This is a genomic window from Blastopirellula sp. J2-11, from assembly GCF_024584705.1.
In the GTDB taxonomy this organism is placed as follows: domain Bacteria; phylum Planctomycetota; class Planctomycetia; order Pirellulales; family Pirellulaceae; genus Blastopirellula.
The window spans coordinates 4,365,818-4,388,932 of the sequence record NZ_CP097384.1 but is presented as its reverse complement, the minus strand read 5'-3'; the positions used below and the strand labels follow the sequence as shown (position 1 = coordinate 4,388,932).

The 23,115-nt window shown below is 56.9% G+C and carries 22 protein-coding genes; 10 read left to right on the top strand and 12 right to left on the bottom strand.

The genetic code is table 11. From position 1 onward, the window contains the following. Positions 1-161: 161 nt before the first annotated feature. The 3 genes from M4951_RS17365 to M4951_RS17355 all read left to right on the top strand — a co-directional run bounded on the left by M4951_RS17365 (position 162) and on the right by M4951_RS17355 (position 3,221). On the top strand, positions 162-1,493 hold the full coding sequence (locus tag M4951_RS17365; RefSeq protein WP_262022906.1) for an HD domain-containing protein: 1,332 nt from the start codon (positions 162-164) through the stop codon (positions 1,491-1,493). A gap of 395 nt (positions 1,494-1,888) precedes the next feature. Then, positions 1,889-2,761 (top strand): DUF1559 domain-containing protein, encoded by an 873-nt coding sequence (locus tag M4951_RS17360; RefSeq protein WP_262022905.1) that lies wholly within the window; start codon positions 1,889-1,891, stop codon positions 2,759-2,761. Positions 2,762-2,816: 55 nt separating this feature from the next. After that, positions 2,817-3,221, top strand: coding sequence for a hypothetical protein (locus tag M4951_RS17355; protein ID WP_262022904.1), 405 nt, complete (start codon positions 2,817-2,819; stop codon positions 3,219-3,221). 600 nt (positions 3,222-3,821) lie between these two features. Here the strand turns inward: M4951_RS17355 and M4951_RS17350 are convergent. The 3 genes from M4951_RS17350 to M4951_RS17340 form a co-directional block, all read right to left on the bottom strand. Beyond that, entirely contained in the window at positions 3,822-6,134 is a 2,313-nt protein-coding gene (locus tag M4951_RS17350; protein ID WP_262022903.1) for an ABC transporter permease subunit/CPBP intramembrane protease, read from the bottom strand. 5 nt (positions 6,135-6,139) lie between these two features. Then, on the bottom strand, positions 6,140-6,910 hold the full coding sequence (locus M4951_RS17345; RefSeq protein ID WP_002654522.1) for an ATP-binding cassette domain-containing protein: 771 nt from the start codon (positions 6,908-6,910) through the stop codon (positions 6,140-6,142). A gap of 194 nt (positions 6,911-7,104) precedes the next feature. After that, a complete protein-coding gene (locus tag M4951_RS17340) occupies positions 7,105-7,599 on the bottom strand; it encodes an acetolactate synthase (RefSeq protein ID WP_262022902.1) in 495 nt (164 codons plus the stop codon). A 121-nt stretch (positions 7,600-7,720) separates the two neighbouring features. On the opposite strand from M4951_RS17340, the gene M4951_RS17335 reads away from it, so the two are divergent. Then, positions 7,721-8,110, top strand: a complete 390-nt coding sequence (locus M4951_RS17335) for an acyl-CoA thioesterase (protein WP_262022901.1) — start codon at positions 7,721-7,723, stop codon at positions 8,108-8,110. A 313-nt stretch (positions 8,111-8,423) separates the two neighbouring features. Here the strand turns inward: M4951_RS17335 and M4951_RS17330 are convergent, their stop codons facing one another. The 8 genes from M4951_RS17330 to tpiA form a co-directional block, all read right to left on the bottom strand. Next, positions 8,424-8,849: a hypothetical protein gene (locus M4951_RS17330; protein ID WP_262022900.1), complete on the bottom strand. Its 426-nt coding sequence runs from the start codon at positions 8,847-8,849 to the stop codon at positions 8,424-8,426. Positions 8,850-8,876: 27 nt separating this feature from the next. Continuing rightward, entirely contained in the window at positions 8,877-9,512 is a 636-nt protein-coding gene (locus M4951_RS17325) for a phosphopantothenoylcysteine decarboxylase (protein WP_262022899.1), read from the bottom strand. A gap of 10 nt (positions 9,513-9,522) precedes the next feature. Next, on the bottom strand, positions 9,523-10,068 hold the full coding sequence (locus tag M4951_RS17320; RefSeq protein ID WP_262022898.1) for a flavoprotein: 546 nt from the start codon (positions 10,066-10,068) through the stop codon (positions 9,523-9,525). Continuing rightward, entirely contained in the window at positions 10,065-10,325 is a 261-nt protein-coding gene (locus tag M4951_RS17315) for a DNA-directed RNA polymerase subunit omega (protein ID WP_040352892.1), read from the bottom strand. The genes M4951_RS17320 and M4951_RS17315 overlap by 4 nt, the downstream gene beginning before the upstream one ends. Beyond that, positions 10,322-10,918, bottom strand: coding sequence for a guanylate kinase (gene gmk / locus M4951_RS17310; protein ID WP_262022897.1), 597 nt, complete (start codon positions 10,916-10,918; stop codon positions 10,322-10,324). Before gmk ends, M4951_RS17315 begins: the two co-directional genes overlap by 4 nt. 41 nt (positions 10,919-10,959) lie before the next feature. Then, positions 10,960-11,844, bottom strand: coding sequence for a YicC/YloC family endoribonuclease (locus tag M4951_RS17305; protein ID WP_262022896.1), 885 nt, complete (start codon positions 11,842-11,844; stop codon positions 10,960-10,962). A 73-nt stretch (positions 11,845-11,917) separates the two neighbouring features. After that, positions 11,918-12,412, bottom strand: coding sequence for a preprotein translocase subunit SecG (secG, locus tag M4951_RS17300; RefSeq protein ID WP_262022895.1), 495 nt, complete (start codon positions 12,410-12,412; stop codon positions 11,918-11,920). Between the two features lie 43 nt (positions 12,413-12,455). Further along, positions 12,456-13,211: a triose-phosphate isomerase gene (gene tpiA, locus M4951_RS17295; RefSeq protein WP_262022894.1), complete on the bottom strand. Its 756-nt coding sequence runs from the start codon at positions 13,209-13,211 to the stop codon at positions 12,456-12,458. 359 nt (positions 13,212-13,570) lie between these two features. Between tpiA and M4951_RS17290 the strand changes: the two genes are divergently transcribed. From M4951_RS17290 to M4951_RS17275, 4 genes are all read left to right on the top strand, one after another. Beyond that, complete coding sequence (locus M4951_RS17290; RefSeq protein WP_262022734.1) at positions 13,571-14,944, top strand: IS4 family transposase; 1,374 nt, start codon at positions 13,571-13,573, stop codon at positions 14,942-14,944. 203 nt (positions 14,945-15,147) lie between these two features. Further along, positions 15,148-15,474: a hypothetical protein gene (locus M4951_RS17285; RefSeq protein WP_262022893.1), complete on the top strand. Its 327-nt coding sequence runs from the start codon at positions 15,148-15,150 to the stop codon at positions 15,472-15,474. 173 nt (positions 15,475-15,647) lie between these two features. Beyond that, a complete protein-coding gene (locus tag M4951_RS17280; protein ID WP_262022892.1) occupies positions 15,648-15,971 on the top strand; it encodes a hypothetical protein in 324 nt (107 codons plus the stop codon). A gap of 261 nt (positions 15,972-16,232) precedes the next feature. Further along, complete coding sequence (locus M4951_RS17275) at positions 16,233-16,553, top strand: hypothetical protein (RefSeq protein WP_262022891.1); 321 nt, start codon at positions 16,233-16,235, stop codon at positions 16,551-16,553. A gap of 261 nt (positions 16,554-16,814) precedes the next feature. Here M4951_RS17275 and pheA read toward each other — a convergent pair whose 3' ends face one another. After that, positions 16,815-17,909, bottom strand: coding sequence for a prephenate dehydratase (gene pheA, locus M4951_RS17270; RefSeq protein WP_262022890.1), 1,095 nt, complete (start codon positions 17,907-17,909; stop codon positions 16,815-16,817). Positions 17,910-18,219: 310 nt separating this feature from the next. Here pheA and dnaK point away from each other — a divergent pair, with 310 nt between their 5' ends. After that, entirely contained in the window at positions 18,220-20,163 is a 1,944-nt protein-coding gene (dnaK, locus tag M4951_RS17265) for a molecular chaperone DnaK (protein WP_262022889.1), read from the top strand. Positions 20,164-20,371: 208 nt separating this feature from the next. Further along, positions 20,372-23,035 (top strand): ATP-dependent chaperone ClpB, encoded by a 2,664-nt coding sequence (clpB, locus tag M4951_RS17260; protein ID WP_262022888.1) that lies wholly within the window; start codon positions 20,372-20,374, stop codon positions 23,033-23,035. Positions 23,036-23,115 lie beyond the last annotated feature (80 nt).

The following is a 23,115-nucleotide window of genomic DNA, read 5'->3' as shown; positions in this document are numbered from 1 at the left end:
CTAGACGGACGCGGCCAATGCGCAAAGGTTCCCCCGCGCCAGCGATGGCCCCAGTTGCCGCTCGGCAACGGTTAAGTTTCGCGGAAACGGCCGATTGGTCGATTGGGGCGGACTCGGTTCGTCGTCTTCTCAGCCGCCCTGAAGCGCGGTATACCGGGCCAATGACCGATATTTTGCACATCCCCGAAGTCGCCGGGCTCAACGTCAAGCGCCAAGTCGTCCGCATTCCCCCCGAGATGGACGTCCCGCTATCACCGCGGGTTCGGCAATTAATTGACTCGCCCGAGTTCCGCCGTTTGCAGCAAATCAGCCAATTGGGGCTCGTCTCGCTGGTGTACCCGGCGGCCAACCATACCCGGTTCGAGCATTCGCTGGGGGTTTACCGGACGGCGCTCCTCTATTTGCAGCAACTTGCGCATGACGAGCGTTTCGCCGAAATCATCACCGCCGCCGACGCCGAACTGCTGATCGTCGCGGCGCTGCTGCATGATCTGGGCCATTGGCCCTTTTGCCACCCGATCGAAGACTTGCGCCTAGCGAACGTGCCGCAGCACGAGATGTTCGCCAACAGCTTTTTGTTGGAAGGAGAGATCGCCGATTGCTTGCGGGACGATTGGGGGATCAATCCGCGCGATGTGGTGGCGCTGCTTTCCGAAAAGCCCCGCAACAAAAAAATGCAGGTGTTGCAAAGTTTGCTCTCGGGGCCGATCGATGTCGACAAGATGGATTATCTGCGGCGCGATAGTTTGCACGCTGGCGTTCCGTACGGAATGAACTTTGACCAACAACGGTTGATCGGCAGTCTTTGTTTGAATGAAGCCGGCACAGGGCTCGCGCTGACCAACAAAGGACGGACCGCCGCCGAGATGATGGTCTTCGCCCGCTACGTCATGTTCAGCGAAGTCTACTGGCATCACGCCGTCCGATCGAGCACGGCGATGTTCCAGCGGGCCTTCTACATGCTGCACGATCAGCTTGATCTCGATTCACTCTTCCGTCAGGTCGAGCAACCGATGATCGCATCGATGCGCGGCGCCGCCGGCAATGGACCTGCACGCGACCTGCTGTATGGTTTGTTCGGCCCGACGCGGCGCGTTTACAAGCGGCTGCTTGAATATAGCTTTGTCGAAAACCCCGATTTTTATGATCTGATCGCGCGTCGTCCTTACGCTTGGTTAGAACGCTTGTCGGCTGAATTCGCCAACCGCCTCAGCACCACCATGACCCGCCGCATCGCGCCGCACGAGATCTTGATCGACGCACCGCCGATCAAATTAGAAGTGCAGTTCAACATCGAGATTTTCTCTCCCAAAGAAAGCAAATACCGCATGCTGGGGCAGGTCTCCCCCATGGTAGAAACTTTGGCCAAACGTCAGTTCGACGACTACGTCAAAAAAGTCCGCGTCTTCGCCCACCCCGCGATCATCGATGATCTACGGAAGATCGACAGGATTGAAGATCTATTGTCGGATGCGATCGAAGCGATCGACTAACAAGAAGCTCCCAACACTAGCCCGTTGCGCGAGCCGAAGGAATGCGGCTGCAAGAAAAGCGGTAAGCGGGCGAAGCTTTGTCGGCATGCGAATCTTAGGCCCGAAGCGGCCGTTCTAACCTAGCCCTGGCTAGACGTCGATACCAAGAATTTGCACCGAATTGATTGCTGCGGTGAGAATTGGGAACTTTCGGGTGAGATGGATTCAAACCACCCTAAATTGCTAGTTTCTTGTTGCATTAAAACGCTTGTTCTTTTACGATTAAAAACTCCATTGAAGTAACTACTACACCTCCCAATTCCTACCGTTTCCGCACTTTTTTCTGCAGCTTCTCTTTGGTTGATACGATCGGGAAAAGCGTCATTCTTATTTTCATTTTTTAGGATCACAGCGATATGGCTCGAACACGCCCCGGATTCACTCTTGTGGAACTACTCGTAGTGATCGCCATTATTGGCGTATTGATCGCCCTTTTGTTGCCAGCGGTGCAACAAGCACGCGAAGCGGCTCGGCGAACCTCCTGCACCAACCAGATGAAGCAACTTGGTTTAGCTTTGCATAACTACCACGACACGCATGGCGCATTTCCTTACGGTTCGTGGGGAGCTGCTTCGTATATGAGCTGGCACGTTTCGATCCTTCCATTTCTGGAGCAAAAGTCGCTGTACGATCAGTTTGATGTTACGAAGGCTTATAATGTGAGCCCCAATGACGTGCTTCGCGAAATTCGTGTGGATGCCTACATGTGCCCGAGCTCTACGCAGGAAAAGTCGCAAGCAGAAACAGAATTTTACACCATGCATTACTACGGCGTGATGGGACCAGTCGGAACCATTCCCGGGACATCCAGCGTCGACTACCCGCACAATGCAGGCTCAGGCAGCTATGGTGGTTTTGCAAAGTCGGGGATGTGGTATCACGGCGAAGTTCGTCGGTTCCGGGATGTGGTTGATGGGCTCAGCAACACCGCTTTTGTCGCTGAAAAGTCGTGGGTGTTCGCCAATGGAAGTGACGCCAAATATCGTGAGTGGACTCGCGGCGGTCGAAAAAACGAATTTATGATCCCCTGTAAAAATGTCGAGTTTCCGATCAATTCCGATGTTGTGAGTCGCTTCAATAGCATCAGTTACGGGAGTAATCATCCAGGCGGTTGCATGTCGATGCAGGGAGACGGTTCCGTTCAATTTCTTTCTGAGACGATCGATTTTGATCACTATCTTTCGATGGCCAGCATGAATGGTGGAGAAGTTTTTTCGCTCAACAACTAATCTCTTGTTGACACGATAGAAATCACCAATCAACTTCACCCATTGAGAGCAGGATATGTCTCGTCTCGATCAACTGGCGTTCTCACTAATTCTGATTACCGCAGCCGCTTCGAGCGGCTGCTTTTCGACTAGCGCAGATGGGTTTCCCATTGCTGGCATGGTGACGTATCGAGGTCAGCCGGTGCCGAGAGGCACCCTGCTATTGCGCCCCACTTCGGAGAATAGCAACTCTGGAATAGCCGTAACTTTCGATATCGTCGATGGTCGATTCGGGACAGAACTCCAACCCGATCGATTGCACCAAGGGGGCGCCTATAATGTGCGAATTTACGGCTATGATGGAACAGGCGATCCAAATTCCGAAATCCCGTTAGGCCAAAGCCTGTTTAGCCACTATACGACCACCATCGATCTTCCCGAGGGGGAAGCCTTGGGGTTGGAGATTGAGGTCAAGAAATAGGTCGTACTCAGCACTCCCAACACTAGCCCGCCAGCGAGGGAATGCGCCCGCAAGGAAAGCGGAAGGCCCGGCGCAAAACTCTGAGCTTCGGAGGGGGCGTTCTAGCCTAGATCGCTTTTCAGCAAGCTGAACAAAGAGTCCCCTGTCGTCTAGCTTCTCCCCCCAAAATCAGCCGCACGACGTTAGCCGCGGTTTCTGACAGGAACTCTTTGTCGACGGAAAATTGGAGACAAAAACCGCGGCTAACGCCGTGCGGCTAACGCCGTGCGGCTGATGTCGATACGTGCCGCGCAGCACCGTCTTCACTTTCAATCGTGGGAAAATCAAAATGGGTCAGCTAGCAGGAAACCGCTCTAGCCCAGGGCTCCGTCGCTATGCGACGAGCGCCCTGGGCTCGTTTAGGACGGACTCTTCGGGCCTAAGTCAGCTAGGTCCTGTCCACTCTGTTGGGCAAATGACGAATGTTGAATCAAGCACGAAACACGAATGATCGTAAGGTATTCGTGTTTCAAAAAAGGGGGTTGGTTGTTTTAGATAGAGGCCGCATTCCCTCGGCTTGCGCACTCGGGCTACGATGAGCGGAATGCCCCGGCGGGGGCTCTACGCTTGTTCGCGGGCGGCGGATTCTTTCGCCGAGTTGCGCGTTGCGGCGCCAGAATCCGAGGGTTGCCGCGTCAGCGCTTTTTGCAGGCGTTCTTCGTCCGAGAATGTCGCCGGCAACGTGGCGAAATAATAGATCAGCAGGACAAACGCGACGGCGCAAGTCCCGACCAAGACCGGCTGGTACGGAAATGCTTGATCGACGATCGCCGCGAGATCCAGCTCCGACTCGGCCGGAGTCGGTTTGAAGATGTAGGCCAACCAGTCTGAATCTTGGATTCCTTCGGCGCGCAGCGCCGTCAAGCCGATCGCCAGGCTGTTGTGGGTGACGTGATACGCCATGCAAGCGTAGAGACTACGCGACTGCACCGCGAGATAACCGACCAGAATGCCGACCACCGTCGCTGTGATCGACTGCTGCAGCATGCCGTGCGTCGCCCCAAAGAAGAGGGCTGTGATCACGATCGCGCCCCATTTGTGACCCATGTGCCGCAGGCCTGAGAGGATGAAGCCGCGGAACGCGAACTCTTCGCAGATCGCGGGAAGGGCCGCCATCAACAGGATCACGACCACAAAGGGCAAGCCTTCCAGCGCCGGGCCCAATAGTTCTTCTAATTGCTGGGTCGTTTGGGCGTCGACCGGAAATTGATTGCGGACCCACGACCCGAGCATGATCGAGAAAGGATGGACGGCCAGCGCCAACAAGATCGCCGCGGGGACCGTCATGACGTAGGGAATTTTGAGGAGAAACGTTTCGCGCCAGCTGCGAGCCAACAGCGCGGCTGCAAGCAGGACCGGCAGCAGGATGGTCAAAAATTGGATCGACAAAATGTAAGCGACGAAGCCGCCGCCTGTGGTTGGTAACGTGAAGAGAGGACCGGCGAAATAGCGGATCATCAAGATCAGCAGACCGATCATGATCGCGGCGCCGGCCTTCGGTGTGGCGAGTCGATCCCGGTAGAGATGAATCGCCCAGGCTTTCACATCAAAGCGTTCGCTTTCGCTGAATAGCACCGATTCGTTGTTGAACTGATCAATCGCCCATTTGATCGAGAGCCAGATGCAGACCGTCGTCACCAGGACGACGCCGGGAGCATAGATCAACGCGTCATGGTAGTTCCCTTCCATCAACGTTTTCATCAGCAGTAAGACGCCGGTCACCGGAATTAAGCTGTTCGCCAAACCGATTTCGACGGAAGGGAGGATCGGCAAAATCACCAGCGGCAGATTGACCATCAACAGCGGCAACAGATAATACTGGCCTTCTTTGCTGCTGCGAGCCAGCGCCGCGACCGCCAAAGCGAGCGCACTGAACAACGCGGCCATTGGAATCAAAGCCAACAGCAACCAGCCGACCGACCAGACCGGCGGCGGTCCAAAATTCAAGCGGCTGGCGGCGCCGGCCGCCGAGAGTTGTCCCATCACCAAAGTCGCCGTCAGTCCCATGCTGGCGAGATTTAATAAAGAGGTCGCGATGCTAAACGTCATGATCGCCAGCAGTTTGCCGCCGACGATTTCGGATCGCAGCGCCGGGCTCGAGAGCAACGTTTCGAGCGTGCCGCGTTCTTTTTCGCCGGCGCACAAGTCAATCGCCGGATAGAAGGCGCCGGTCAGCGCCCAGACGACGACGATAAACGGAAAAATTTTGGACCAGATAAACGTGCGACGTTCCGGATCTTCGGAGAGATCGATTTCGGCGACGGTAAATGGATTGGTCACTTCGGGCGGAACATCATGCGCCGCCAGGTTGCGCTCGATCACTTTGTCGCGCCAGCGCGTCAAAATTGTCGAAAAGCGCTGATGGGCGACGATCGATTTTTCTCGCGCCGAATTGACAAAGATTTGCGGCTGAGGAAACTCGGTCGGAGCGTCGCTTGAGTTGGATGAGTCGTCGCCGTTGACGTGATCCCGAAACTGCTCAACCCGCTCGGCGAAACCAGGCGGAAAGTAAATGAGCGCGTCAAACTGGCCGGCGGCGATCGCGTCTTGCGCCGTTTGGCGAATGATTTCGGGATCGATCGTCGCTTCGAGAATTTCGATCTCGAACATCTCGGGCGACCAATCTTTCAGCATGAGGTCGCTGGAGAAGTTCTCCCCATCCAACAGCGGCGGCGAATCGGGCAACTCGGCGGCGCCGACAATTTGCAGCCGCGCCGGGTTCTGCTGCCGAAACTGCATTACCTGCATCACGAGCAGACCCATCAGCGGGTAGAGCAGGACCGGCAAGATGACGATCGAAAAAAGCGTGCGGCGATCGCGCATTTGATCGCGCAATTCGCGGAACAGGATCAGCTTGATGTTGTACCAACTCATGCGTTTTAGCTTTGTTCGGCTCCGGCATGGTCGGCCATGTCTTCAGGTTCGCCGATCAAGTGAAAGAAGATTTCTTCCAGATCGGGCTGGGAGTAGCGATCGCGTAGTTCGGCTTGCGTTCCCTCGGCGAGGATTTTCCCTTTATGCATGATCGCAACCTGATCGCACAGCTTTTCGACTTCGCGCATGATGTGCGACGAAAAGATGATGCATTTCCCTTGCTCGCGCAGCTCGGCGATGATTTGCAGCAAGGCGCGACCGACAAAGACGTCGAGGCCAAGCGTCGGTTCATCAAAGACCAGGACCGGGGGATCGTGGACAATCGCGCGGGCGATCGACACTTTTTGTTTCATCCCGGTCGACATTTTCGAGCCGAGAACGTCGCGCATTTCTTCCATGCGAAGTCGTTGAAAGATCATCCGCATCCGATCTTGCAGCAGGCCTTCTTCCAACCCGTACAAGCGGCCAAAATATTCGACGGTTTCCCAAGCGGTCATCCGCTCGTAGACGGCCGTATTGGTCGATACGAAGCCGATCTGGCGGCGGACCATCGCCGGCTCGGTCACCACATCGTAGCCGTTGACTTGAACCGAACCGCTGGTGGGGCGAAGGACCGTGCTTAAGATTCGCAGCACCGTTGTTTTGCCGGCGCCGTTAGGGCCTAACAGACCATAGATCTGACCCGGCATTGCGAACAGGCTGACGCGATCGACCGCGACGAATTGGCCGCGACGGAGATCGTCGTAAGCTTTGACAAGTTCGCGAACGTGAATCATGAACGACCAGACGAAAGGGGAGCGTCTGCGGCTTGCACGTGCGGCGAGCCAAGGAGCGGGCGGTATCCTTTATTGTGCAGTTAATTCTAAATGATGCGAGTGCCCGACTCGGCCTGTCAGTCGCTGGCGAGCGAAGAGAATTCGGCTTTGTCGCCGATCGAGCGGATCATGCGGATTGGCGCGAATGAGCCAAATTAATCGTCGTCGAACTTCAGATCTTGTTCGTTCAAAATACGGAAGTTTTTTCTGGCCAACGTTTCCATCGCCATTTCGATGTTGTCGGTCATCAGCGCGACGGCCGGACGATCGTTGGGCGTGTTCAGCAGGGGATAGGCCTGCACGATGTTCACTTCGGCTTGCAGCAGCGCCGTGCAAACCTGCAACAGCGGCTGGGGCCCGAGCGGCAATTCGATCCCGATCAAATCGCTTTCGATTAGCGCCAGACCGGCGCGTTCCAAGATCTCGCGGCCTTGTTCCGGTTCGCTGAGCAGGAACCGCACGAAGGCGCATTCCGTCGCGTCGTTGATCGACAAAGCGACGATCCGGACGTTCGAGCCTTCGAAACGACGCACAATTTCTAAGAGCTGCCCGACCCGATTTTCGAGAAACACCGTGAATTGCCGCAGCGAAGGGTAATCTCGCCCACGCATCGTTAAATAATCGGTACCAGATTCGCCGTCAGAGCTCATGGACATCCTTTCGTCGACTAATTCACCCCGCCAGTGCGCGGTGAGAGACGCCTTTCGATTTCGCTAACTATAGAATACGCTTAATCTTCGGTCAACTTGTACGTAGCCCAACGGAGTGGTCGTGATCACGAAGTTCGAAATGCATATTCGCGTCCGTTACCAGGAAACGGACGCTCAGGCACGCGTTCATCACGCGAACTATATCACGTATTTTGAGGTCGTTCGGACCGAAATGTTGCGCGAGGCCGGCTTTAGCTATCGCGAGATGGAAGCGTCCGGGCTTTATTTGGTGGTCGCCGAGGCCGAATGCAAATATCGGGCGGCGGCCGTTTTTGACGACCTGCTCTGCATCTCCATCGAAACCGTCAAAGCCAAAGGCGTGCGAATCGAGAATCGCTACGAAGTGCGGCGAGACGACGAGGTGATCGCAACCGGGCGAACGCTATTGGCCTGTGTCGACAAGTCAGGGAAACCGCGGCCGATACCGAAGCGATTGTGTTTGCCGGCTTAAAATTTGACGTTTTGAAGTGGCGCCTTTTTGAACCAAGCGAACACCTGCCAGAGGCGCAAGCCGATGGAATACAGTCGGCGATCCCAACTCGGACTGAAGTGGCCAACCTCATTCCATCGGCTCGCGCCTCTGGCTCGTGTGACGATTTTCGACCCTATTCCGACCGTGTAATACGGTTCTTTATCCCTGGTCTAGCCCTGTTCTATTCTGCTCTTCGACCCAATCGCACCACTTCAAAATGCGCCAAGTGAGGAAATGCGGCTGGGGCTCTGAGCGTAATAGGGGGCATAGAGCGGCAGGTTCTATGCAGCAGCTACAGATTCGTAGGCCGACGAAAAGCATCCTGCAGATATTCTCGATCGCCATCGTTGAGCCAAAACGTAGAGACGAGCACGGCATACTCGTTGTTCTCCATCCCAATCAGGTCAATGTCTCCAAATGCCTCTAAGCCTCTCTCGGTCCCCGTTTGCTGGTTGGTGAACCACAGCTTCATAAACGGATCGAAGGTGACGTAAGGACGCGATGTCAGATTTGCTGCGAACGGTGAAGCAGCATCGACATGAATCGTGAGGCCGCACACAGCTCCCTGTTGGTCTTCGAGCCAGTCATAAAATAAGAGCGTTTTGGCTTCGTCTGCAGAGCAAAAGTAGCGCCGCGTTATGTTAGTAATCTCTGGCAAAGCGATGTTTATTTCGTTTCCCAGGATGATGGCGATTGTGTCATTCAATGGAGGCAGCATTCCCTCGCTGGCGAGTTGCAGCGACTGTTACTCGGACTTCATCAGCTTGATTTGAATCGCCTGCATGATGCCGGCGGCGACTTCTTGTTTGGGGCCGGAGAGCATCGCGACGACTTCGCCGGCTCGATCGAGGATCTCGACCCGGTTTTCTGCGGCGTTCATCGCTTCGGGACCGTTTAGCACGATCAGGTCGCAGTTCTTCTTCTCTAACTTGACCAGCGCGCGGAACCGAGCGTCTTCGGTTTCTAGCGCAAAGCCGACAACCCACTGAGCCGCCTTCTTTTTGGCGCCCATCGTGGCGACCACGTCGGGCGTTTCAATCAGATGCAGCGTGAGCGGTTGTCCCGTTTTGGCGATCTTGTGACCTTCGACCCGTTCGGGGCGATAGTCGCAAGGCGCCGCGACGCCGATCAGGCCGTCGCAAAGGGGGAACTCGACTTCGCAGGCGGCCAGCATTTCTTCGGTGGTGATCACCGAGATGACGCGAGCGGCGGCTGGATAATCGACCTGAACGGGGCCAGAGATGATGGTGACGTCATGCCCGGCGGCGATTGCGGCGGTTGCCAGAGAAGCGCCCATGCGGCCGCTAGAGCCGTTGGTCATGTAACGAACTGGGTCGATGTATTGCCGCGTTGGACCAGAAGTGATCAGAATGTGGGCCACAATTGCCCTCTCAGGAAAGGGGCGCCAGACGAGTTTGAATAGCGGCCAAAATTTCGTCGGGTTCGGACATGCGACCGGCGCCTTGATCGCGGCAACTGAGCCAGCCAGAGCCGGGGCCGATCATCTCGACGCCGTCGTCGACCAATTGCCGCACGTTGCGCTGTACGGAGGGCTTGGCCCACATTTCCCGATTCATGGCCGGCGCCATCAGCACCGGGCCGGTGAACGCGAGATAGATCGTGCTGAGCAAGTCATCGGCCGCGCCATGAGCGGTTTTGGACAGGAAGTCGGCCGAAGCGGGCGCAATGCAGAGCAGATCGACTGACTTGGCGATTTCGATATGTGCGCCAAGCGGATAATGAGGATCAAATGCGTCGCTGGCAGGCGGCTTGCCTGTCAGCGCGGCGAAGGTCGCCGCGCCGATGAACTTGGAAGCCGCCGCGGTCAGTACGGTTGTTACGTCAATGTCTGACTGCACAAGGCGGCTGACCAGCATCGCCGTTTTGTAGGCGGCGACGCCTCCGGTAACTCCGATCGCGACGCGACGTCGACTCATAGATCGCCGCCGAAGTCGTCAAAGAATTGTCCGCCTTCGCCTTCGCCGGTGATGCGAACTTCGTTCGACATATCGAGATGAATCTTGTCCTGTTTGATCTCTTCGAGAACGATTTCCATCTTGTTCTCGCTGGCGATGGTCACCAACGGACGGCTGCCGGCGTTGAGCGCGACAAGTCGTTTTTGGATCAGGGTCGAAAGCTTAAAGCGACCGCCGACCTTGTTGATGATGTATTCTTCTTTCAGTTCTTCCATCATAGCGCATCGTCTCCCGAATCGTTTTGAATCACGTCCGCCAGTCTTTGAACGGTCTCGTTCACGGCGCCGGCGTCGTTCACAATCTGATACTTGTATTGGTTCATCGCGGCCAGCTCACGTTTGGCGGCGGCCAGGCGACGTTGAATCGTCGCTTCCGGTTCGGTCCCGCGTCCGCGGAGCCGACGTTCCAGTTCTGCGTGCGATCCGGGACTCAGGAAGATGGTCACCGCAGCAGGATACTGCTTCACGATTTCCATCGCTCCGTCGACATCAATCTCTAACAAGACCGAAATCCCTTCCGACAGGCGGTTCTCGACTTCGCTTCGCAGCGTGCCGTACCAGTAACCGTTGCCGAATACTTCAAACGTTTCCAGGAACTCTCCCGCCGCTTGGCGACGTTGAAATTCGTCGGTCGACAGGAAGTGATAGTCTTTGCCGTCAACTTCGCCGGCACGCGGCGGTCGCGTCGTCGCCGAAACGCTCAGCTTCAAACTCGGCTCGGCCAAGGCGAGCAGTTTCCGCACAACGGTCGTCTTTCCAGACCCCGACGGGCCTGAAAGGATCACCAATTTGCCGGTTCGAGAAGAAGGCATATCGTGTCGTCGCGGTAAAGTCGTGTTAGCCGTAACGAAACTCATTCGACGTTCTGTATCTGCTCGCGGATCCGTTCGATGCAAGTTTTCATTTCGACGACGCGGCGTGCGATCTCTGAATCGTTCGCCTTCGAGCCGATCGTGTTGGTCTCACGAAACATCTCTTGCGTCAGAAATTCTAGCTTGCGCCCGGCCGAATCCTCTTTTTCCATGATCGTCGCATATTGATCGAGGTGGCTTTTCAGACGCACGACTTCTTCCGAGATATCGGTTCGGTCGGCGAATACTCCCACTTCGCGAATGACGGAGGCCGGGTCGGCCGTCACGTCAAAATCTTCCAGCAGCTTGTTCAACCGCTCGGTGATGCGAGTCCGATAGTTCTCGACTACCTGCGGAGCCAATTTCTCGACCTCAGCCAACTGCACGGCGATCTCCTGGCAATTGTTCGCCAGGTCGATGCTTGTCGCGCGGCCTTCTTCGCCACGCATTTGCGTGAAGCGCGTGAGCGCTTCGTTCAATACTTTCTCTAGCAACGGCCAATCGGCGTCTACGTCAATCGCCTCGGAATTGCGTTCTTCGATCACGCCAGGCAATTGAAGCAAGCTGTCCCAGTGGGGCGTCTCGGCCAAGCCCAAGTCCGAGCTAACTCCACGCAGCTGTTGCAGATAACTTTTCAGCACCGCGGCGTTCAAACGATAGTCGTCGGCACTGGCTTGACGATGTACGCGGTAGTTGACGTTAATGGTTCCGCGCTTCGCGTGCTTGCGAACGATCGCTTCGATTTGCGGTTCAAAGCAAGCGTAACCCTCGGCGCCGCGGATGTTCAGTTTGAAATATCGGTTGTTCACCGCGCGAACTTCCACGGTCACCGCCAAGCCGTTGAGCTGGGCATGCGATTCGCCAAAGCCTGTCATACTTAGCAGCACGAGCGGGACGCTTTCAAACCGGGACGGCAAGACCGTCGGTGAAGTTCGACGGCCGAAACAGGGGAGAGCCAGCCTACTCGGCGGCTGGCTTTTCTTCCGACTTCGGAGCTTCCGCCGCCGGGGCTTCCGACTTCGGCGCTTCGGCGGCTGGTGCGGCGGGAGTTTCCGTTTTCGGAGCTTCCGTCGCCGGTTGATCCAGATCCGGCGTGGTCGCCGCCGGCGCTGCGGCGTCGTCTGGATTGAAACGCGTCGCGGCGGGAGTTTCGCCTTCGGTCGCCGGAGCGCCCACGGCGCCGGTGATCGGCGGGACAGCTCCCCCCTTTTGCAGTTTCGAGTCGCCGGAGGTTTGCAGCATCGCCAGGGCGACGCTACAGAGCAAGATCCAGACCAGAGTCACGACAGACGTGACCCGGGTGAACGTGTCGCCTGCTTTCGCGCCGAACGCGCTGCCGCCGCCAGCTCCGCCCAAGGCTCCGGTCAAACCGCCGCCCCGTCCGCGCTGAACGAGAACCAGCAGGATCAGGAAGAGCGAGAGGAGGCTCAGCACAATTCCGAATAAGTATTGCATCGATCGATCCGTGAGTAGTTGCGAATTCGGGCGTTAGGTTGCGTTACTTGGCGCCCGCGATGATTCCCAGGAAACTGTCTGCCTTCAACGCGGCTCCGCCGACCAAAGCACCGTCGATGTTCGGCTGCGAGAGCAACTCGGACGCATTGTCGGGCTTCACGCTGCCGCCGTACTGAATGCGGACTTTTTCGGCGACGGCCGAATTGTATCGGGCCTGGATCACCTTGCGAAGATCGGCGTGGACTGCTTCGGCTTGCTCGGGCGTCGCGACTTTGCCGGTGCCGATCGCCCAAACCGGCTCATAGGCCAGCACGACGGTTTCCATTTGCTCAGCCGATACGCCGGCGAGCGAGCCATAGAACTGTTCAGCGACCACATCGGCAGTTTTGCCGGTTTCTCGTTCTTCCAACAGTTCACCGACACAAACAATCGGAACCAATCCGGCCGCCAGGGCTGCGTGGACCTTCTTGTTAATGAGTGAGCTTGATTCGCCAAAGACATGGCGACGTTCGCTATGACCGAGGATCACGTACTGGCAACCGACGTCTTTGAGCATTGCGGCCGAAATTTCGCCGGTAAACGCGCCAGAGGCCGCAAAGTAGATGTTTTGTGCGCCAACGCCGATCGGGCTGTCGCCGACGGCAGCGACGATTGCGTCTAGGTACAAAGCTGGCGGGCAAACCGCGACTTCGACCGAGCAATCAGCCGCGAGGCCTTTGGCGATCCCTTCGACCAGGGCGATCCCTTCCGCCCGGGTGGAGTTCATTTTCCAATTGCCGGCGATAAAAGGTCGTCTCACGGGAGCGGTCCTCTGGATGGCTGGGAGCAGCGAATAATATTGAGTGAATGACAGCCGGGCCGCCAAGAACGAATCGATCAATATATCACGCTGAGCAACCCGCCGTCGAGAGGGAGACCGGCCCGGAAATGAGCCAAATAAAGGGAGACAGCTCCCTTTTTGGCAACAAAAACGAGACCTGACCCGAATGGCACGAGCTTAAAGCCTCCGCCCCAGGATGCGGTAACCGTCGAAAGGTGCTGTCGCAAGATCTTGCGACAGCAGGTGCTCGTCACTGCAACTTAGCGAGATGATTTGAAAAGACGGCGGAGCTTCGCTGAATTGGTGGTGTAACAATCGCCGTTTCAGGAGGCCCCGCCGTGTCTGATCAGTTTAACGCTTCGCCGCAGGAAGTTCAAAGCAAGTTCCGTAACGTTTCGATCTTCGTCAGCGAGTTGCTGCTGCCCAACGGCGTTGTCACCGCGATCTGTCAAGAGATCGGCTTCTCGTTTCGGCAGCGCATCTATTCGCCGATGGTCGTCGTGTGGATGTTCGTCATGCAGACGCTGTCAGCCGATCATAGTTGTCAGCAAGTCGTCACTCGTCTCAACGCCTGGCGAATGGCGCAGGGGCTGCCGCGCTGCAGCGGCGACACCACTTCCTATTGCCAAGCGCGGCGCCGCTTGCCGATTGCATTGTTTCAACGACTGCTCGCTTGGACGGCGCGAAAGTGCGATGAAGCTGGCGTCGGCGATTGGCGGTTCCAGGGACGCGAAGTGGTCATCGTCGACGGCACGACCGTCACGATGGCTGACACCCGCGCGAATCAAACCGCCTATCCGCAAATGAAAAGCCAGAAGCCTGGCTGCGGCTTCCCCTTGACGCGGATCGTGCATCTCTTTTCGTTAGCGACCGGCGCGGCGACGATGTTTGCGATGGGACGTTACGCCGGCAAGGAGACAGGCGAGACGTCACTGTTGCGAACGCTCTTGTCGCAGTTTCACTCGGGAGAAATCGTGCTCGCCGATCGTTACTACGCCAGCTTCTGGCTGCTCGCTTTATCGGAACTGCGCGGGATCGATATCGTGGCTCGCGCGCACCATCTTCGCAAAATCGACTTTCGCCGAGGCTTGCGCCAAGGGGACTGCGATCAGGTCGTGAGCTATTCGAAGCCGCAGCGGCCGACGTGGATGACGCAGCGGGAATATGAAAGCTACCCGTCGTCGATTCTCGTACGTCACTTGCGATATCAAGTCACGCAGCGCGGATTTCGGACGCGTCAAATCACGTTGGCGACGACGCTGCTACAGGCTGACGTTTATCGAGCGGAAGACTTGGCCGATTTGTATCGTCGCCGCTGGCAAGCGGAGTTGCATATCCGGAGCTTGAAAACGCAAATGCAAATGGACCACCTCCGCTGCAAAAGTCCGGCGATGGTTGTGAAGGAACTTCACTGCCACATGATCGGCTACAATCTGGTGCGGGCCGCGATGCTGGCGACGGCGTTGAAATTTCGCCTGCCTCCGTGGCGGCTCAGCTTTACCGGAGCGATGCAAGCGATCGAAGAGTTCGCCGCCGCACTCCGCTGGAACACGAAGCAACAAGAGTCCCAGTGGGAAAACCTCTTGCAAACGATCCGCCAACTGGAAGTCGGCGCTCGCCCTGACCGGAATGAACCACGAGAACTTAAACGGCGGCCGAAAGCGTATAAACTAATGCAAACGCCTCGAAATCGTTACGCAACAGCGGCTTAGAGTTAAGCTCGTGCCATTCAGACCTGACCCCATTTATTTGGCTTGTTGCTAGCAACGTGCCCTTTGTAATAGTAAGGTTGGATGCAGGTCCGATGGGGGGCGAGTGTTGCATCTTGGTCCGTTTTGGGGGCCTAATGAACTCTGCATTCAGATTGGTCTACCCTGTTTTCCTAGTCACACATCCAAAGAAAGAATGACAAACCATGGTCTCGACTCAATTTCGTAGTCAGTTTCAAAAGGTCGGCCGCTGGGTTGTGCTCGGCGTTTCCGTCGTCGCGCTGACCGTTGCGTTTGTAGTGCCGAGCATCTGTGGATTCTCGTCGGATTCGGCGTCGACCGATGTCGCTTGGCGCGGAAGAGTCTATCGCCGCGCCTACTATGGTCCGGTCGTTCGGCCCGTCGTGCCGGTGGTTCCTGTCTATCGAGCGCCGTTGCTGCGCACTTACTATGCGCCGGTTTATGGTCCGGCCTACTACGGCAGTCCTTACGGCGGCGCTGTTGTGTCTCCGTACGGCGGCGTCTATTGGTAATGAGAAGCACAGACGCTTGATGTGATCGCTCCGCGCTCCGCTCCTAGTCGGCGGAGCGTTGGACATGGATGGAATGAGGGATGACGCGGCAATCGGGCCCAGCAGCTGGCACGTGCTTTGCGTTAGTTCCGGTGTCGATTTCAAATAGATCCAACCCAAGCAGGAGGAGAAAAATGAATACGGCTCAATTTCAAACGCAGTTCCAACGGTTGGGACGCTGGATCGTGCTGGGCGCCGCCACGGTCGCATTGACCATCGCATACGCGGGCCCAAGCATCAGCGGATCCGGGACGGCGGCGGCGCCTGCATCGCAGACGCAAGAGGTCGCTTGGCGCGGCGGCGTTTATCGTCGGGCTTACGGACCGGTTTATCGCGGCTATGGCTACAACCGCGGTTATGGTCCTATTTACGGTCCGGGCTATAACACGCGTCCGTTCTATCGTCCCATTTATGGTGGCGGCGCCGTGATCACGCCGTATGCACGCGTTTATTGGTAATCTCAATACGCGCCGCAGACTGTTTTCGCGACACTCCATGTCAAAATCGATGGAGTGTCTATCTTTCCTGTAGCGATAATCTTTCGCTACTGCGTTCCTGTTTAGCTTGCAACTAAGCCCTGCCAGCGATCGCGTCGGATTTCGGCAGATCGGGGGGAGCGGCTCCTGTTGGGACCGTAGGACGCTCATTCCTGGCATGTACTTTGCGACTTAGTTAACCATGGTTTTTAAGTACCCCCATCTAGCTAAGGAGTCGAGAAAATGGGTATCGCTCAAATTCGCAAGCAATTTCAGACCATCGGACGATGGGCGTTTCTTAGTGTGGCCGCGGTCGCACTTACCATCGCTTACGCTGGGCCAAGCTTCAGCAATCCAGGGTCGACGTTAGCGCCGCCGACAGCAGCGACGCAGGAGGTTCAAGACGTCGCCTGGCGCGGTCGCAGAGTCTATCGTCGTGCATACCGAGCGCCTTACTATCGCGGATACCGCGGCTATGGCTACGGTCCACGTTATAACCGTGGATACTACGGTCGACCGTATGGCGGCGCCGTTGTGACGCCGCGCATCGGCGTCTATTGGTAAGAAATTTTTTCCCTTGCGATATGATCGCGCGACTATCCTGTTGAACGCCGCGCGACCGCATCGGATGGGACAACAAAAAAACGGAGAGGGCGCTAGACGCGATCTCGTGCTCTCCCCGTTTATTTTTTTTCTTGCGAGTTCCAAGGTTGGAGTCGCCGCGCGAATCAGAGAGATTCGGCAATCTCAACGAAACGAATCTCTTGACCGAGACAGGAAAAAATCTACGCCCCAAGGGCAGCAAAAAAGGCGCCGAGCAGTGCGCTAATCGACTGGAGTCATTTTGCGGAACGAGCCGAGTACTTCGAAGCGGATCGTTTTCTTTTCGAGCGCCGCGATGGTCCGGCGGATTTTCAACTCGCTCTCGTGCCCTTCCATCTCAACGAAGAAGAGATATTCCTGGTCGCCGCCGGAGACCGGAAACGATTCGATCCAGGTCAGATTGAGCCGGTTGCGTTTGAAGATGTTCATCGCGTCGGCCAACGCGCCCGGCTTATGTTCGGTTTGGAACATCATCGCCGTTTTGTCGTCACCGGTCTTCTTGCCAGACTCGTTGCCGATGACGGCGAAGCGGGTTACATTCCGCGGGTTGTCTTCGATATTCTCGGCGGCGAAGTTCAGGCCATAGTTGACGCCAGCGGCGCGGCTGGCGATTGCGGCGACCCCTGCTTGCTGGGTCGCTAATTGCGCGGCGGCGGCGGTGCTGGTGATCTCACAAACTCGGGCCTGCGGCAGATGCTTCGCTAACCAGTTGCGGCACTGTGAGAGAGCTTGCGGCTTGCTGTAGACTTCGCGAATCGCCGAGCGATCGCATTTAGCGAGCAGGCAATGATGAATCCGTAGTTGGACTTCGCCGCAGATTTTGAGCGGCTGTTTGGCGAACATGTCGAGCGTATCGGTCACCCGACCATCGCTCGAGTTTTCGACCGGGACCAGGCCAAACTGGCAAGTTCCGCGGCTAACTTCCTCGAAGACGGCGGCGATGGTTGCGACCGGCGCCAACTCGGCGCTTTGCCCGAACCGTTCAATCGCCGCTTGATGGCTGTAACTGTACTCGGGGCCGAGAAACGCGACCTTCAAGCGGGCGGCGACGGTTCGGCAGCCGCTGAAGATCTCGCGAAAGATCGACCGGATCTCCTGCGGCGGCAACGCGCCGCGGCTTTTCTGGGCGAGCGATTCGATCCGCTGGTCGTCATCGATCAGACCGTCGACGGTATTTCCGGCCGCTTCCAGTTCGGTCGCCGCCAGGATCAGGTCGGCGCGCTGCTGGATGAGGGCCGCCAGTTCTCGATCAAGCTGGTCCACTTCACGTTTGAGTGCAGTGGGGGTAGGGCGCTTCACGCTCTTTTTCTTCGACATTTCGTCCGTTCTCCGCCGGGGCCGATTCGCCCGAACTGGCGATCGTCAAACGAGTTCGCATCTATCGTAATCGACGGCCTCCCGTCGCGAACCCCCATCTGCCGCGCGAGGGAATTCTGCTGCCAATTTGGCATCAGCCGGAAAAACCGGCATGGCAGGTATGTTGGTAAGTGAAGGTGAAATAGCGACTTAGGTTCGCAGTGCGTGAATTTTTTCCCATTGGCATGTCGCTTGCTTTCTACCATGTCCGTCCGAAAAACAAGACGCAAACCGAGGGGAACCTCGAATCATAAGAGGAGGAATCTAAATTATGGCACAAGGCGAAACGATCATCGGAATTGACCTGGGGACGACCAACTCGGTTGTCGCCATTATGGAAGGTTCCGAAGTCAAAATCATTCCGAACGCCGAAGGCAACCGGCTCACGTCGAGCGTCGTGGCGTTCACCGACAAGGGGGATGTCCTGGTCGGCGAACCGGCTCGTCGCCAGGCGGTGACCAACCCCAAGAAGACGGTCTACTCGATCAAGCGCTTCATGGGTCGTCGTCACAACGAAGTCGACTCGGAAGAGAAGATGATCCCCTACGAGGTCGTAGGCGGAGCCGATGAGTACGTCAAAGTAAAAATTGGCGACGCCGAATATACTCCGCAAGAGATCTCGGCCAAGGTTTTACAAAAACTGAAAGCGGCGGCGGAGTCGTACTTGGGGCACAAGGTCAACAAGGCGGTCATCACCGTGCCGGCTTACTTCAATGACGCCCAACGGCAAGCGACCAAAGACGCTGGTCAGATCGCCGGTTTGGAAGTTGCGCGGATCATCAACGAGCCGACTGCAGCGGCGCTTGCCTATGGACTAGGGAAGCAGAAGAGCGAGAAGATCGCGGTCTTCGACCTCGGCGGCGGTACGTTTGATATTTCGATCCTCGAAGTTTCTCCTCCGGAAGGAGAAGAAGAAGGGGAACGCACCGTTTTTGAAGTCATCAGCACCAACGGCGATACGCACTTGGGGGGCGATGACTTTGACGAAGAGCTGATCCACTATGTCGCTGACGAGTTCAAAAAAGAACACGGCGTCGATCTTCGCAACGACACGATGGCTTTGCAGCGTTTGCAGGAAGCGTGCGAAAAAGCGAAGAAAGAGCTGAGCTCGCAAGCGCAGACCGACATCAATCTGCCGTTTATCACGGCCGACGCGTCGGGGCCGAAGCACTTGCAGATGTCGATCAGCCGCTCGAAGTTTGAAGAACTGACCGACAGCTTGATTCAGCGCTGCCGCGTGCCGGTCGAGAAGGCGTTGGCCGACGCGAATCTGAAGCCGAGCGACATCGACGAAGTCGTGTTGGTCGGTGGTTCGACTCGCATCCCCAAAGTCGCCGAGATGGTCAAAAAGATCTTTGGCAAAGATCCGCACAAAGGGGTGAATCCTGATGAAGTGGTCGCCGCTGGCGCCGCAATTCAAGGCAGCGTGTTGTCCGGCGATCGCAAAGACGTGCTGCTGTTGGACGTGACTCCGCTTTCGCTTGGTATCGAAACGCTGAACGGCGTCTTCACCAAATTGGTCGAACGGAACACCACGATTCCGACCGAAAAGAAGCAAACCTTCTCGACGGCGGAAGACAGTCAATCGGCGGTGACGATTCGCGTGTTCCAAGGGGAACGTCCGATGGCGGAAGACAACCGCTTGCTCGGTCAGTTCAACCTCGATGGAATCCCGCCTGCTCCGCGCGGCATGCCGCAAATTGAAGTGAAGTTTGATCTCGATCAAAACGGCATCTTGAACGTATCGGCCAAAGACGTCGGCACCGGCAAAGAACAGCACGTCAAAATCGAGCAGTCTTCCGGCTTGTCGGAAGCCGAGATTCAGCGGATGCAAAAGGACGCCGAAGAGCACGCCTCCGAAGATAAGCGGAAGCGTGAGCTGGCCGATCTGCGCAACCAAGCCGAATCGATGTGCTTCCAACTAGAGAAGCTGATCAAAGAGAACGGCGAAAAACTTTCCGACAGCGACAAACAGCCGTTGGAGCAATCGATCGAGAAAACCCGAGAAGCGGCCAAAGGCGAAGACGTCGACGCGATCAAGTCGGCGATTAGCGAACTGGAAGCGGCTTCTCACGCGGTTAGCAAAGTGTTGTACGAAGGAGCCGCCGCTGCTGCTGGCGGAGCTGCCGGAGCGGAAGCCCCGGGAGCGGAAGCAGCGAAAGCCTCAGGCGACGACGATGCGATCGACGCTGAGTTTGAAGTGAAGAAAGACTAGCTGCGAGATTATCGAGAACGCTGGGGACGGACAATCGTCCCCAGCGGCTCTCGCTTGCAAGCAGCCGGCTTCGCTTTCTCTCGACGCCGGCGCGACGCCCGCTCTTTGGTTTTTCGGGCACTCTCTTTTTGCGGCGATTTTTGGCCGCAATTCAGGTAAAAAACAACTGCGGCGCTGTGCGCAGATTTTTCCATAGGAGGCGAGGACGATGGCGATTCGATTCGATAAATTCACGCTCAAAGCTCAAGAGGCGGTCCAAAATGCGCAGACGATTTGCATGGACGCCAGCAATCCGCAGTTGACTCCGCTGCATCTGCTCGCCGCTTTACTGCGCGAAGCGGATGGCGTGGTGAAACCCCTTTTCGACAAGATCGGCGCCAACCGTCGCCAGATCACCGAGTTGGTTGACTCGGAGTTGGACCGCTTGCCCAAGGTCTCGGGAGTCGCCGGTCAGCCGGGGCTTTCGACCGACCTGGATCAGGTGTTGCAAGCGGCGCAGCGCGAAGCGGACGTGATGAAGGATGACTTTGTCTCGACCGAGCATTTGATGCTGGCGCTGACACGCGTCAAAAGCGCCGCGCAAGAAATCTTGAAGGTGAACGCCGTCTCGGACAAAGAAGTGCTGGCCGCGCTGCAGTCGGTGCGCGGTAACTCGCGCGTGACCGATCAAAATCCAGAATCGACGTTTCAGGCGTTAGAAAAGTACGGCATCGATCTAGTTGAGCGGGCCAATCAAGGCAAGCTCGATCCGGTGATCGGCCGCGATCAAGAGATTCGCCGCACGATCCAGGTTCTCTCGCGCCGCACCAAAAACAATCCGGTCTTGATCGGGGAGCCCGGCGTGGGAAAGACGGCGATCGCCGAAGGTCTAGCGCTGCGCATCGTGCAGGGAGACGTTCCGCAAAGTTTGAAGAACAAGCGGATTGTCGCACTGGATATGGGCGCGCTGGTCGCCGGCGCCAAATTTCGCGGTGAGTTTGAAGAGCGGTTGAAAGCGGTCTTGAAAGAAGTGCAGGATTCCGACGGCCACGTCGTGTTGTTCATCGACGAGTTGCATACGGTGGTTGGCGCCGGAAAAGCGGAAGGAGGCGCCGATGCGGCGAACCTGTTGAAACCGGCGCTGGCCCGCGGCGAACTCCGTTGTATCGGAGCGACGACGCTGGATGAATTTCGGCAATACATCGAGAAGGACGCCGCGCTCGAACGTCGGTTTCAGCCGGTCTTTGTCGGCGAACCGTCGGTCGAAGATACGATCGCGATTTTGCGAGGGCTGAAGCCTCGCTACGAAGCTCATCACGGGATCAAAATCAAAGATTCGGCGCTCGTCGCAGCGGCGAAGCTCTCGGATCGCTACATCACCGATCGTTTCTTGCCGGACAAAGCGATCGACCTGGTCGACGAAGCTTCGAGCCGCCTGGCGATCGAAATGGAGAGTGTGCCTGGCGAAATCGACGCGGTGCAGCGTCAGCTGACGCAATTGGAATTGGCCGATCGGCAATTGGCGGAAGAAACCGAAGAGTCGGCCGTCGAGCGGCGCGCCGAGATCCAAGCGGAAATGACCGATCTGCGTCGGCAGTTGGCTTCGCTCCGCGAGCAATGGGAGACCGAAAAGCTGGGGCTAGGAGACGTCACCAAAGTTCGACAGGAGTTGGCCCAGCTCGAGCTGCAGTTTTCGCAATTGCATGCGTCAATTCAAGAGAAGCAGGCCATCGGCGCCCCGGTGTCGGAGTCGGACTACCAGCAACTGTTTGAGTTGCAAAAGAAACGGGACGCTTTGACGGCGCGGATGGATGCGGAAGTCGATATCTCGGATGCCGCGAAAGAAGGAAAGAAACCAGAGCGGCGCTTGCTGCGCGAGCAGGTCACCGAGGAAGAGATCGCCGAGGTCGTCAGCCAGTGGACCGGAATTCCGGTCACGCGGATGATCGAATCGGAACGGGCCAAACTGCTCGTGCTGGAAGAACGGCTCCATCAACGGGTCGTCGGCCAGGACGAAGCGGTCGAAGCGGTCGCCAATGCGGTCCGACGCAGTCGCAGCGGAATGCAAGCGACCAATCGACCGATCGGTTCGTTTATTTTTCTGGGACCGACCGGCGTGGGAAAGACCGAGCTTTGTAAGGCGCTCGCCGAGATCTTGTTTGATGACGAGCACGCGATGGTTCGCATTGACATGAGCGAATACATGGAGCGGCACGCCGTCAGTCGTTTGATCGGCGCTCCTCCTGGATACGTGGGTTACGAAGAAGGGGGCAAGCTGACCGAAGCGGTTCGCCGGCGTCCTTACAGCGTGATTCTGCTCGACGAGATCGAGAAGGCGCATCGCGACGTCTTCAACATCTTGCTGCAAGTGTTGGACGATGGACGATTGACCGACAATCACGGTCATACGGTCGACTTCACCAACACGATTGTCGTGATGACCAGCAACATCGGCAGCCAGGCGATCCAGCAGATCGCCGCCGAGGGAGGAACGGATGAAGAGGTGCGCGAAGCGGCTCAGGCCAGTTTGCGGACTCACTTTTTGCCGGAGTTTTTGAATCGCGTCGACGAGACGATTGTCTTCAAACCTCTCTCGAAACAGCAGTTGCGGCACATCGTCGAAATCCAAGTTGGATTTCTGGCGAAGCAGCTGCTAGAGAACGGAATCGAACTGGTCATCACGCCGGCGGCCAAAGACGAACTGGCGGAGGAAGGGTACGACCCAACCTTTGGGGCGCGTCCTTTGAAACGCGTGATTCAAAATCAGTTGCAGAACGCGCTGGCGACCACGATTTTGAAAGGAGACATCGGCGAAGGGGACGGAGTGACCATCGACTACGCCGACGGAGCGTTTCAGTTTCAAAAGTTCGTGCCTGTCTCGCCCAGTGAGTAGGATGGGACGGCGGCGGCGCAAAAAAAAGAAGAGGCTTGGCGGTTGCGCCAAGCCTCTTCTTTTTGTATTCAGTCAGCCGC

Excerpts from the sequence above, each read along its gene's own strand:
- M4951_RS17365 (WP_262022906.1), top strand. The coding sequence starts at position 162 with ATGACCGATATTTTGCACATCCCCGAAGTCGCCGGGCTCAACGTCAAG.
- M4951_RS17360 (WP_262022905.1), top strand. The coding sequence starts at position 1,889 with ATGGCTCGAACACGCCCCGGATTCACTCTTGTGGAACTACTCGTAGTG.
- M4951_RS17355 (WP_262022904.1), top strand. The coding sequence starts at position 2,817 with ATGTCTCGTCTCGATCAACTGGCGTTCTCACTAATTCTGATTACCGCA.
- M4951_RS17350 (WP_262022903.1), bottom strand. The coding sequence starts at position 6,134 with ATGAGTTGGTACAACATCAAGCTGATCCTGTTCCGCGAATTGCGCGAT.
- M4951_RS17345 (WP_002654522.1), bottom strand. The coding sequence starts at position 6,910 with ATGATTCACGTTCGCGAACTTGTCAAAGCTTACGACGATCTCCGTCGC.
- M4951_RS17340 (WP_262022902.1), bottom strand. The coding sequence starts at position 7,599 with ATGAGCTCTGACGGCGAATCTGGTACCGATTATTTAACGATGCGTGGG.
- M4951_RS17330 (WP_262022900.1), bottom strand. The coding sequence starts at position 8,849 with ATGCTGCCTCCATTGAATGACACAATCGCCATCATCCTGGGAAACGAA.
- M4951_RS17320 (WP_262022898.1), bottom strand. The coding sequence starts at position 10,068 with ATGAGTCGACGTCGCGTCGCGATCGGAGTTACCGGAGGCGTCGCCGCC.
- M4951_RS17315 (WP_040352892.1), bottom strand. The coding sequence starts at position 10,325 with ATGATGGAAGAACTGAAAGAAGAATACATCATCAACAAGGTCGGCGGT.
- gmk (WP_262022897.1), bottom strand. The coding sequence starts at position 10,918 with ATGCCTTCTTCTCGAACCGGCAAATTGGTGATCCTTTCAGGCCCGTCG.
- secG (WP_262022895.1), bottom strand. The coding sequence starts at position 12,412 with ATGCAATACTTATTCGGAATTGTGCTGAGCCTCCTCTCGCTCTTCCTG.
- M4951_RS17285 (WP_262022893.1), top strand. The coding sequence starts at position 15,148 with ATGGTCTCGACTCAATTTCGTAGTCAGTTTCAAAAGGTCGGCCGCTGG.
- M4951_RS17280 (WP_262022892.1), top strand. The coding sequence starts at position 15,648 with ATGAATACGGCTCAATTTCAAACGCAGTTCCAACGGTTGGGACGCTGG.
- M4951_RS17275 (WP_262022891.1), top strand. The coding sequence starts at position 16,233 with ATGGGTATCGCTCAAATTCGCAAGCAATTTCAGACCATCGGACGATGG.
- pheA (WP_262022890.1), bottom strand. The coding sequence starts at position 17,909 with ATGTCGAAGAAAAAGAGCGTGAAGCGCCCTACCCCCACTGCACTCAAA.
- dnaK (WP_262022889.1), top strand. The coding sequence starts at position 18,220 with ATGGCACAAGGCGAAACGATCATCGGAATTGACCTGGGGACGACCAAC.
- clpB (WP_262022888.1), top strand. The coding sequence starts at position 20,372 with ATGGCGATTCGATTCGATAAATTCACGCTCAAAGCTCAAGAGGCGGTC.